General features: G+C 41.1%; 7 protein-coding genes. 3 read left to right on the top strand and 4 right to left on the bottom strand.

Annotated features, from left to right (window positions below):
• Positions 1 to 143: 143 nt before the first annotated feature.
• Together ACOQOA_RS01415 and epsC are read right to left on the bottom strand one after the other, a co-directional pair.
• A complete protein-coding gene (locus ACOQOA_RS01415) occupies positions 144 to 533 on the bottom strand; it encodes an Rrf2 family transcriptional regulator (protein ID WP_420546886.1) in 390 nt (129 codons plus the stop codon).
• 164 nt (positions 534 to 697) lie between these two features.
• Positions 698 to 1,450 (bottom strand): serine O-acetyltransferase EpsC, encoded by a 753-nt coding sequence (gene epsC, locus ACOQOA_RS01410; protein ID WP_420546885.1) that lies wholly within the window; start codon positions 1,448 to 1,450, stop codon positions 698 to 700.
• A gap of 418 nt (positions 1,451 to 1,868) precedes the next feature.
• Between epsC and ACOQOA_RS01405 the strand changes: the two genes are divergently transcribed.
• Entirely contained in the window at positions 1,869 to 2,516 is a 648-nt protein-coding gene (locus ACOQOA_RS01405) for an alpha/beta hydrolase (RefSeq protein ID WP_155154345.1), read from the top strand.
• A gap of 31 nt (positions 2,517 to 2,547) precedes the next feature.
• Here ACOQOA_RS01405 and ACOQOA_RS01400 read toward each other — a convergent pair whose 3' ends face one another.
• Positions 2,548 to 3,642, bottom strand: coding sequence for an anhydro-N-acetylmuramic acid kinase (locus tag ACOQOA_RS01400; RefSeq protein ID WP_420546884.1), 1,095 nt, complete (start codon positions 3,640 to 3,642; stop codon positions 2,548 to 2,550).
• Between the two features lie 141 nt (positions 3,643 to 3,783).
• Between ACOQOA_RS01400 and tyrS the strand changes: the two genes are divergently transcribed.
• A complete protein-coding gene (gene tyrS / locus ACOQOA_RS01395; protein ID WP_420546883.1) occupies positions 3,784 to 5,037 on the top strand; it encodes a tyrosine--tRNA ligase in 1,254 nt (417 codons plus the stop codon).
• Between the two features lie 67 nt (positions 5,038 to 5,104).
• Here the strand turns inward: tyrS and ACOQOA_RS01390 are convergent, their stop codons facing one another.
• A complete protein-coding gene (locus ACOQOA_RS01390) occupies positions 5,105 to 8,581 on the bottom strand; it encodes an AsmA-like C-terminal domain-containing protein (RefSeq protein ID WP_420546882.1) in 3,477 nt (1,158 codons plus the stop codon).
• Positions 8,582 to 8,691: 110 nt separating this feature from the next.
• Here ACOQOA_RS01390 and ACOQOA_RS01385 point away from each other — a divergent pair, with 110 nt between their 5' ends.
• Positions 8,692 to 11,646 (top strand): bifunctional [glutamine synthetase] adenylyltransferase/[glutamine synthetase]-adenylyl-L-tyrosine phosphorylase, encoded by a 2,955-nt coding sequence (locus tag ACOQOA_RS01385; protein WP_420546881.1) that lies wholly within the window; start codon positions 8,692 to 8,694, stop codon positions 11,644 to 11,646.
• Positions 11,647 to 11,664: the final 18 nt, after the last annotated feature.

The following is an 11,664-nucleotide window of genomic DNA, read 5'->3' as shown; positions in this document are numbered from 1 at the left end:
GGTTCTTTAAGTAATTGCTCAATACATTCTAGTTAGGGGATCATATCCTAAAAAACAATATTCGCAGGAAAATCTACAAATTTTATGCACAAAAAAAGGGCCTCCCAAGTGCCCTCTTTTGAAATTTATAATACAACAAGAAGCTAAATACGAACTTCGCCCTGAACCACTTGATGTAATGTAATATTTTCGAAAAAGTCTGCTACATGTCCATGTAGCGCATCCCAAAACATTTCAATATGTTCGTGATGATTATCATTTTTCTTTCGACCTAGTTCCGGATCAACTGCACGAAGAATATCTGCAAGAGTAATGTCTTTCCCATCCCCACGAACCACGTACCCCCCGCCTGGCCCGCGCAAAGATTCAACGATCCCTGCTTTTTTTAACTTCGCGAAAATTTGTTCCAGATATGAGATCGAAATATTTTGCTTCTCTGCCAATGTAGACAATGTGATCGGGCCTTTATCTTCATGTAAAGCCATATCAACAATTGCCACGATGGCATATCTGCTTCGTGTATCTAATCGCATATTAGCAACCTCATCATTTAGAAACGATAAAAGGTTTAATCAGCTTTTTAACGACTGACAAGAAAAAAAGATAGGTTTGTAACGATTCTAATTTAGGACATAAAAAGAGCTGCAGTTAGAATAGAAAAACCGCAGCTCCTACAATCATTAAGACAACCAAAATCTTAATCAGAAGAAACTTTATGATCAAATCTATCGGCATCGTCGTCCAATCCTACAACAGGGCCTTTTTTCTCTGCTTCTTCTAAACGATCTTCCAAATGTGCGACTTGCGCATTCAATTTAGATACATGATCCATAAGCCCCTCAATCGCACGGGCAACTGGATCAGGTAAATCATCCCCGACCGGCGTACCATATGGGGCAAATGTTGTATCTTTTTTTGACTTGGAAATAACTTTAGCCGGGATGCCAACAACAGTCGCACGACGCGGCACATCTTTGATCACCACAGCATTGCCGCCAACCCGCGCACATTCACCAACAGTGATAGGGCCAAGAATTTGGGCACCAGCCCCGACGATCACATTATTTTCCAATGTCGGGTGACGTTTCTGACAACGTTGACCGTCGGAATCTTCAGATGGAGAAACACCACCTAAAGTCACGTCATGATATAGAGTGACGTTATCACCAATAATCGCTGTTTCACCGATCACAACGCCCATACCATGATCAATAAACAATTTTTGACCAATCGTGGCGCCAGGATGCATTTCAATGCCGGTCACCCAACGTGCAACTTGTGAGATGAAACGCGGGAATAAACGCCAGCCACGTCCCCATAATTTATTAGCAACGCGATAAACCATAATAGCGTGAAAAGATGGATAACAGAGCGCAACTTCCAATCGCGACCGGGCAGCCGGATCGCGTTCGATCATGCCATCAATTTCGCGGAGGATGCTTTTAATCATATTCTGTCTCCATCCTGATCTTTAGTATTTATATAAGTGAGGGGTTTTATGTAGGCCGAAGCCTGATTTATTTCAACTGAAAACCGTTAAATTTTCTGTTATCTCTCCTTTATCCTAAAGAGGATAGTTGACAGGTCCCTCAAAAAAACAATATTTCATTATATAGATATGGAACTTCTCTGACGATAACTTGCGTTTTTTGCTGGTTTTCTGCCAAATAAGTCTATATCAAACGTTCTCTTATTCCCTATTCATATAAGGGAAACATGAAATGCGTCAACTGAAGGGGGCCATTCTTTGCCAATTTTGCTGGATTTACGCTTATGAATTAAAGGAAATAATTCATTTCAAATCCCTCTAATCGGTGATCCCACTTCGTTAAATTGCCATGAATTCATAAGTAAGGTTTCTGAACACTATGCCTGAAGTTATTATTAACGGCCCAGAAGGTCGTATCGAAGGTCGCTACACACCGGGTAAAACTGAAGATGCACCTATTGCTCTTTTCTTACACCCTCATCCGGTACATGGCGGCACAATGAACAACAAAGTTGTCTATGCCATGTTCCATCATTTTGCACAGCGCGGCTTTGCAACACTTCGCTTTAACTTCCGTGGCGTAGGTCGTTCCCAAGGTACATATGACAAAGGCGAAGGTGAATTATCTGATGCAGCATCTGTTCTAGATTGGTTGCAAAGCCAAAATCCTAATGCAAAGCAATGCTGGGTTGCAGGTTTTTCATTTGGTGCCTGGATTGGTATGCAACTATTAATGCGTCGACCAGAAATCAACGGATTTATTTCCGTTGCGCCACCAGCAAACATGTATGATTTCAGCTTCCTTGCCCCATGTCCTTCTTCGGGCTTGATGCTTCAAGGAGATGCAGATGATATCGTACCGCATGATTCAGTTGAAAAATTAGCAGAAAAACTAAACTTGCAACAAGGTATCCATGTTGAATACCACTTAGAAGCAGGTGCAGATCATTTCTTCGCAGAAAAACTAGATAATATGACAGATCGTATTTCTGCATATTTGGATGCAAACGGCCCTGATCGCATCTAAGAAATTCTAGCAGTTAAAATTTAGCAGGCGGCTATTTGGGATAAACCAATTTACCGCCTGTTTTATTTTCTGAAACGCCTGTTGTTTTTGGAAAACTAATCGGCAAACCAAGAACGGTTCTTTTCGCCATAAAGGCAAAAGCTTGTGCTTCCAACGCATCGCCATCCCACTCAACTTCTTCAACAGCAACGACATCACCATCGAGACGCTGATTTAATTGGTCCATCAAATACTGATTGTGACGTCCCCCGCCACATACCAACCAACGTTTAGGGGGCTTAGGACAACAGTTTTGCGCTTTATAGACTGCCTCAACAGTAAAAGCTGCCAAAGTGGCCAAACCATCTTCCAGAGACAAATCTTCTACATCCACTTGTTTAAATTGATCACGATCCAATGACTTGGGGATTGGACGCTGAAAATAACTGTTTGCAAACCAAGAAGCCAAGCGAGATTGGTCAACGTTTCCCTGACGGGCAATGCCGCCGCCATCATCAAATTTCAAGCCCGCCTTCCGTAAAACCCAATCATCCATGAAGGCGTTACCCGCCCCAGTATCAAAGGCGATCATCTCATCCCCATCAAGATAAGTTACATTTGCCACACCGCCTATATTCAAAATAGCAACTGGATGCTCTAATCCATCAGCCAATGCACGATGATAGACAGGCGCTAAAGGTGCACCTTCACCACCGGCAGCGACATCATCCACACGAAAATCATAAACAACTTTGATATCCAGTGCATTAGCTAGTCTTTGACCATCACCAATTTGGACAGTAATGCCATTATCAGGATCGTGATGTATTGTTTGTCCATGAAAGCCGATACAACCGACTTCCGAAGCAGGTAGTCTTGCAACTTCCATTAACAAACTCACAGCTTCAATATGAAAGTCAGTCAATTCCTTAACAATTTCATTGGGAGTTTTTTCAGACTTATCAAGCCCAAAACAACGACGTAATCTTTCACGGAAATCATCGGGATATGCCAAGTAATAACTTGGCCCCTCTTCAAATACCTGATGTCCATCAGTTTTAATCAATGCTGCATCGACGCCATCTAATGAGGTTCCACTCATAAGACCTATACACCATTCTGCCTTATTGATATCTTCCTCAGTCATTCTTATCCTATTTGTTAATTTCCGCTTGCGCATTGCAGGTCGGATCAAGACATGTTAAATCCCCGCCTGTGAATATTTATATACGGACCTGCTGCAATTATCATTTCATATTCGCAGCATTTTTGAAAAGAGCAAAGAGTAATGACATCTCCAAATTCTGATTTCTTGAAAGCTGTTGTTGAACGCGGCTATTTACATCAGGCAACCGATATGGATGCCTTGGATGAACGTGCTGTTAAAGGTCCTATCACAGCATATATCGGATTTGATGCGACTGCAGATTCCCTGCATGTCGGATCAATGGTACCGATCATGTTATTACGTCTGTTACAGAAAACTGGTCACAAACCCATCGTATTGATGGGCGGAGGCACAACACGTGTTGGTGATCCAAGCGGTAAAGACGAAAGCCGTCAATTGTTAACAGATGAAAAAATTCAAGAAAACATTGCAGGTATCAAGAAAATTTTCTCCAAGTTCCTAACCTTTGGAGACGGACCAACCGATGCTGTGATGGTGAATAATGATGATTGGCTGCGTGGAATCAATTACATTGATTTCTTACGCGATTACGGAAAGCATTTCTCTGTTAATCGTATGATGTCTTTTGATTCCGTAAAGCTACGTCTTGACCGTGAACAACCACTTACATTCCTTGAATTCAACTACATGATCCTACAAGCATATGATTTCTGTGAACTATCACGTCGTATGGATTGTTGCCTGCAAATGGGTGGTTCCGATCAATGGGGCAATATCGTAAATGGTATTGAACTAACCCGCCGTGTAGAAGAAAAACAAGTTTTCGGCCTGACAGTTCCACTATTAACAACTGCGTCTGGTGCTAAAATGGGCAAGACTGCTTCCGGTGCGGTATGGCTGAACGAAGAACGCCTTTCTTCTTATGATTACTGGCAGTATTGGCGCAATACAGAAGATGCAGATGTAGGTAAATTCTTACGTCTCTTCACAGAATTACCTATGGAAGAGATCGAACGCCTTGAAAAACTTGAAGGCGCTGAGATCAATGAAGCCAAGAAAATTTTGGCTCATGAAGCAACCAAGCTTTGCCGCGGTGAAGAGGCAGCCTTAAAGGCAGCTGAGACCGCGCAAAAAACCTTTGAGCAAGGTGCAATTGGTGATGATTTACCAACAAAGGAAATCATGTCTTCCGATTTAGAAGCAGGTATCGGTCTCCTCGGTGCTTTGACAGAGATGGGCTTAACTGCATCTAATGGTGAAGCTCGTCGTTTCGTGCAACAAGGTGCCGTCAAAGTTAATGACGCGAAAATTGATGACCCAAAATATAGCTTGAATTCATCTGACCTTGATAATGACCAGATAATAAAGCTATCACTTGGTAAGAAGAAACATGCAGTTTTAAAACTCGCTTAATTCCATTTATGACTTAGTCTTTAAAAAGCCGAACCAGTTAAACCTGTTCGGCTTTTTTGTTGTCTGATCACTTCTTATTGTCGTGTAAAAGTTCTTGTTTCCGATCGATTTCTTCTTGTGAAAGCGGGGAGTAGTTCGTTTCAGAGAAATCGAATAACCTCCGTAAAATTCCGGGGGTAATAACCGATATCGGGTTCACATTCACATTTGGATTGTTCTTTCCCCCCGCGATATAGAATGTTGCACCAAACAGACCACCGCCATCACCGCCTGTTAGTATCCAACCTAACACTGGTATATTCCCAATAGCTTGGTTAACACCATAGGCTGGCACAACAGTTCCTTTAATTCTGATCTCATCATTATCCAGGTCATATTGGCCATCGATTACCAAACCAACCGAACGGTTATAGGTTCGGATATTTTTGATACGGAATATACCGTCCACTAACCTGAAATCGCCTTCGGCTTTGTCCATAACCATTTCGCTGCCACTAATAGCGCTTGGTAGACCGGTTAAAGATACTGCTTCCAGCACACGCGCCAAAGCAGGAGCATCATGGATCACGTAACTATCAACAAAAAGCTTACCATCTATATGATCAGAGCCATAAGCTTTATGCCCAACAATTAGTGCATTCCCGCCTTCCACTTTCTGATATAGATTCATATCGTTCAAAAATTGACCAATACTTGATGTAGAAAGAATGAAGTTCCTACCGTCTGTTTCAGCTTCTACATTCGCTTTTACATCGGGTCCATAATTGAACTGAATCTCTTGTCCATTCGACAATTGAGCATCTAAAGAAACTTGATCTAGTTCCTCACCTGTATGCTGGATAACCATCCGAACTTTTTCAAATTTTCGTTTAGGCTCCATCGTAAGTTGATCCAGAAAAACTTCGATTGTCGCTGACGGATTTTCTGTATCGGTGCTTAGTGTATTACTATTTAAAATTTCATCGAAAGCGCCTGTCGCATCGAATTTATCACCTGTTATCTTGACATTCAGATGATTATCCTTGGTTTGTTCGAGATTTAACTGAATATCGGTATCCGGGGACACAAAACGTTGAATATCTACTTTTTTTGCAATCTGCATATCCGGAGAAAACGTTGCAGTTAATTCCATCTCCAGATCATCGGAAGTAAAATTCAAATCTTCGACAATGACATCCCCGTCACCCTGCTGGGATAAATTAAAATCAACAGTTGCTGGAACTGTATAAGGTTTATACCAATTGTAAAATGGGAACAGCAAAGCCGAATTGGCAAAATCAACGTTCCCTATAAATGATTTTTGTCCATCAAAATTTTCTTGAATGACAACAGAAAGATCAAATGCCCCTTCTAAATAAGGATATACTGTCAAACCTTCCTTAATTAGGAACTTGTCATCCGCCTGACCCGACAAAACATACTTTCGTTGCAGGATATTGCTTTCACGAAAATATTCAAAATAGTCTACATTAAATTTATAATCACTATCTTGTATCTCTCCATATGCATGAAGCTCTTTTTCGGTCACAAGAAGCTTCATTTTTTCAGCTGTTAAGACTGCGTCAGGCACAATATCCATAATAGTTAAATCTGACAGATCTGCTTCTACATCTACTTTGATGTCTTCTTTTTTCAAATCTTTTAATAGTTCGAAATTCAACTCAACAACGCCTTGAGCTGTGCCGGTAATATCATCCGTTTCTAAACCTAATTCAGAAATAAATCCTAATGGTTCATGGTCAAGGAATACCATTCCATCTTTCGCTGGCGTGGTAATTGGCAATTTGATGTATGCGTTATCTTTTGTTCCAAGTTCCGTAAAGACGACTTTACCATCACGAAGCTTGATCTCGCCAACCTCACCGGAATGGACAGAAATATCAAACCAATCGATGCCATAACGTGCTGTTGCAACCCCTTTTGAGGCTATCGGCATAGGCGATAAATAATCTACTGTTGCGTCTTTAAGCTGAATTTCACCACCGACGTCTTGCAACTCAAATGCTTTTGTTTCTAAATCATAGATCCCTGATATCTTAACACTTGCAGAAGGAACATCGCCTTCGGGAATGTTAGGAATAACCCAGTTACGTGCATCAACACCAAGAGATCGAGGCCAGTATTGATCTAAATAACGCATATTGAAATCTGTGCCGATCGCTTCCAGCTCAAGATTATAAGGAGTATTTTCACCTTGCCCGTTACGTAAAGCTGTTGCTGTCGCATTCATCTGAAATTCGTCAGTTTTGAAACTTAATTTTGGAATTTCTATATGTTGAAAATTTTGATCGATATTAATAGAAGCTTCAAGGTCTTTAAAACTCAGCACATTTTCATAAACATCTGGAAGATTAACATCACCAGACGCAGCTATAATTTTGCCATCTATGGATTGAATTACTTTATCAATAAAATTTGCACTTACATTTAAACTCGCATCAATGGCGCTATCCAGTTGTTTAAACTCTTTAAGGGCGTCACCAAAACTCACGATTTTCCTAACATCAGCCGAGTTGACGATCAACTCACCAGTAACATTCCCACTTTCAAGATCGATATCCGCAATAGTTTCTATATTGCCAGCCTCCACATGCATCTTCCCACGAGACGTTAATTTGCTGTTATCTATATCGTAAACGCCTGTAACCTTTCCGCTCATTTCGGGCATATAAGCTAAATAGGGATCAAGTTCAGGCAAAAGATGCGAAATAAATTCACCATTCGTCTGAATGATTTCTGCCTCGAAGCCTAATTCAGCTTTATGTAACGGATGAAATAAACTGAGACCGATATCGGCATTTTTATCACCAGAAGAAATATTTCCTGACACATCTAGAATAGATTGCTCTGCAGTTTTGACAAAAGTGATGATAATGTCATCTCCTCGCCATCTTTTATAGGTAATAAAATCGTCAAATACAGCATCAGCATCATAGACCGAAATAGATTTCAAATATTGCAAGGCAAAATAGTTCCCTTGCATATTTTCCATCTCTTTTAAAAAAGCAAGCGCCTCAGAAAGAGAAGTTGATATCTTTGCGTTTACATCAAAATCATGATCCGAGTTTGCCGCCGAAAAATCCGAACCATTTAAAACTTCATAATTATTGACCTGATCTGCAGATGTCTTTGGCAATATAACATCTATATTGCCATCAACTTTACGACGTAGATACAGATTAGGCTTTAGAATTTCTATCTTAGTTGGTGCAACAACCCCCCGTAATAAGCCCGGCACATAAAGATCAATTGCTATTTCAGATAATGAGGCTACTTTCTGCCCATTGGCCCCTGTAATATCCACATCTTGTGCGACCACCTCCAAGGCTTTTGACCACCCTCCCCATGTAAGGGCTGTATTTCCAATATCAATTGCAATCGGCATTTCATCTGAGTTAATCGCATTTTCAATTTCTTGAGTTAAAAAATCAATAGATACAGAACCTTGTGATAGTTGCCATACTGCAAACCCTGCTAACAGAACAACCCCTGCCAACAGCCCAGCTATCCATTCCAACGTCAAGATGAATGCACGACGCGCCACTTAAATTCCAATCCTTGTATTTTTCTGTCAAAGATGCTTCAAATATTCTTAGAATACCCACATCATAAACCCGATTTTCTTCGACAGAACATATACCGGAAGAACTGAGAATGCACGCGGATTTCCAGAAACTTGACATTTCCACTCTCCCTCAAATTGCAGATCACACATTAGCTGAAAACATATTTGAGAGATGGCAAAACAATCTAAAGGTAGATGGGAATTTTCCAGAAGAGATCAAGAGTTGGTTTGAGGATTCTGCTCTTACATCGCTTATCAAAGGAATTGGCGGTTGTAGCCCTTTTCTTGGAAACCTGTTAGTACGCGACTTTGACTTTACGCAAAATCTTTTTAATCACGGACTAGAGCATAGCTTTAAAGATATTCTCGATCAGTTAAGGGGAATTGAAAAATCTCCCATAACTGAAGCAGAAACAATTAAAAAACTGCGCATTGCCAAACGTCACGCTGCTGTTTTAATTGCAATCGCGGATATAACTGAAAACTGGTCTTTGAAACAGGTAACTAATGCCATTAGTGATCTAGCAGATCACACAATCCGTGTAACAACAGCATTTATCTTACATCAAATGCATAACCGTGGCGAAATCACCCTTCCTCATCCAGAGGATCCTAATAAAGAATCCGGTTTCTTTGTATTGGGTATGGGAAAGTTAGGATCTCGTGAATTAAATTATTCAAGTGATGTGGATTTGATCTTGCTATATGAACCAGCAAAAATTCAGGCAAAGGATCCACATCGTTTACGTCAGGATTTTGTTCGTGCTGCAAGAGATTTAATGCGTTTGATGGATAGTCGCACAGCAGATGGATATGTTTTTCGGACAGATTTACGCCTGAGACCTGATCCTGGTGCAACCCCATTAGCGATGACCTATATGGCCGCTGTGACATATTATGAAAGTCTTGGTCAAAATTGGGAACGTGCCGCGATGATCAAAGCACGTCCTGTAGCTGGTGATTTAGAATTAGGCGCTGCATTTATCGAAGATATCCGCCCGTTCGTTTGGCGAAAATCTTTAGATTTTGCCATGATTGAAGATATCCATTCGATAAAACGCCAAATCCATGCCCATAAAGGTGGCGGCGAAATCGCAGTCCTGAACCACAATATCAAAATTGGCCGAGGCGGTATTCGAGAGATCGAATTTTTTGCACAAACCCAACAACTGATATGGGGCGGGCGTCAAATTCAGATGCGTGTGAAAGATACCTGCTCTGCCCTTCAAGCTTTGACTGATCTTGGTCATGTTACAGATGATGTTTGCATCGATCTGACAAAAGCCTATCATTTCTTACGTAAATTAGAACACCGTTTACAGATGATTGATGATCAACAAACCCAAACATTGCCGGGAGATGAAGAAGGGCTTTTGGTTCTCGCCAATTTTATGGGATATAAAAATAATGAAGAACTGATAAATGTTCTGCTTGGTCATCTACGGAAAGTCGAAGCACATTACGCTGTATTATTTGAAGAATCCCGAAGCTTGGGAAGTGACGAAGGCTCTCTTGTTTTTACAGGAACCGACGATGACCCAGCGACAATAGAGAATTTACAAAATATGGGGTATGAACAACCAGAACGTACCTGCTCCCTCATTCGTAATTGGCATCGTGGTCGCTATCGTGCAACCCGTAGCGAAAGAGCCCGTCAAATCTTGACTGAGTTATTACCAACTATTCTGGATGCCTTTGCAAACACAGCCGACCCGGATGAAGCCTTCATTCGTTTTGATACATTTCTGGAAGGGCTTCCTTCCGGAGTACAAATCTTTTCACTTTTCCAAATCAATCCACAACTTCTAGAACTCGTGGCAGAGATTATGGGAGAAGTACCTCAGTCAGCTGGATGGCTAGCGCGTCGCCCTCAGCTATTAGATGCAGTTTTATCTTCTGATTTCTTTATGCCTGTTGATGGTAAAGAAATCATGCAAGCGCAACTTGAAGGCATGCTAGCTCAAGCCCGCGATTTTCAAGATATTCTAGATATCACCCGTCGCTGGACCAATGATTACAAGTTCCGTATCTCAGTACATATCATGCGCAATTTAAATGGCGGTGAAGGTATTAGTGATGGCCTCACGCATGTTGCTGAAGTCGGTCTGAATTGCTTAATTCCTGCAGTTATTAAGGAATTTGAACAAGCACATGGAACGTTTGAAACAAATAACTTTGCTGTTCTTGGCTTTGGAAAACTAGGTGGCAGAGAATTACAACCAGGCTCTGACTTAGATCTCGTATATGTATATGATACTGGTGAATGCAAAGAATCTAATGGTGATAGACCTCTTTCCCCAACCATGTATTACATTCGTCTATGTCAACGCATTACTACAGCAATTAATGCGCAATCGGGCGAAGGTCGTTTATATGAAGTTGACGGGCGTTTACGCCCTGATGGGAATGCTGGTGCGGTTGCGACCCAACTTTCCACTTTCGAAGAATATTATCGTCATGAAGGCGAAGAAAATAAAAGCAAAGCCTGGACTTGGGAGCATATGGCTTTAACCCGTGCAAGACCAGTATTTGTAACTGAAGGTTTTAAGGACCGTCTTGAAGATACAATTCAAAGAGCACTATGTCAGCAACGTGATACGAAAATCTTAAAAGAAGATATTCGTACTATGCGCGAACGCATTGCAAGCCAACATCCAGAAGATCAACGCTGGGCGGTTAAACATTACAAAGGTGGCATCATCGATATTGAATTTATCGCCCAGTTCATACAGTTAAATTACGCCCATTCACATCCGGAACTTCTGTCACCAACCACCGCTGTTAGCTTATCACAGGCAAATAAAGCTGGCCTTTTGAGTGATGACGATACAAAGATGTTGATTACAAGCCTTGCACTATGGAGAAATATTCAAGCCGTGATGCGTCTAACAGCAGCTAAACCAGAAAAGGGTGAGAGTGAAATTGAAAACCGAAAGAGGCTTTTATTACGTGTAAGTGGAAAAGAAAATTTCGAAGAACTAGTTAAGTATATGGATCAACTCTCAAAGAGTAATCGTGCTATTTTGGAAACCTATTTAGGTTGATTTATAGATCAAATAAGG

Source organism: Curvivirga sp., assembly GCF_965219885.1.
In the GTDB taxonomy this organism is placed as follows: Bacteria; Pseudomonadota; Alphaproteobacteria; order UBA8366; family Aestuariispiraceae; genus Curvivirga.
Note: the sequence above shows the minus strand (reverse complement) of the source record. Positions and strands in the feature narration are given on the sequence as shown.

Coding starts and splice junctions, on each gene's coding strand:
- ACOQOA_RS01415 (WP_420546886.1), bottom strand. CDS start 533: ATGCGATTAGATACACGAAGCAGATATGCCATCGTGGCAATTGTTGAT.
- epsC (WP_420546885.1), bottom strand. CDS start 1,450: ATGATTAAAAGCATCCTCCGCGAAATTGATGGCATGATCGAACGCGAT.
- ACOQOA_RS01405 (WP_155154345.1), top strand. CDS start 1,869: ATGCCTGAAGTTATTATTAACGGCCCAGAAGGTCGTATCGAAGGTCGC.
- ACOQOA_RS01400 (WP_420546884.1), bottom strand. CDS start 3,642: ATGACTGAGGAAGATATCAATAAGGCAGAATGGTGTATAGGTCTTATG.
- tyrS (WP_420546883.1), top strand. CDS start 3,784: ATGACATCTCCAAATTCTGATTTCTTGAAAGCTGTTGTTGAACGCGGC.
- ACOQOA_RS01385 (WP_420546881.1), top strand. CDS start 8,692: ATGCACGCGGATTTCCAGAAACTTGACATTTCCACTCTCCCTCAAATT.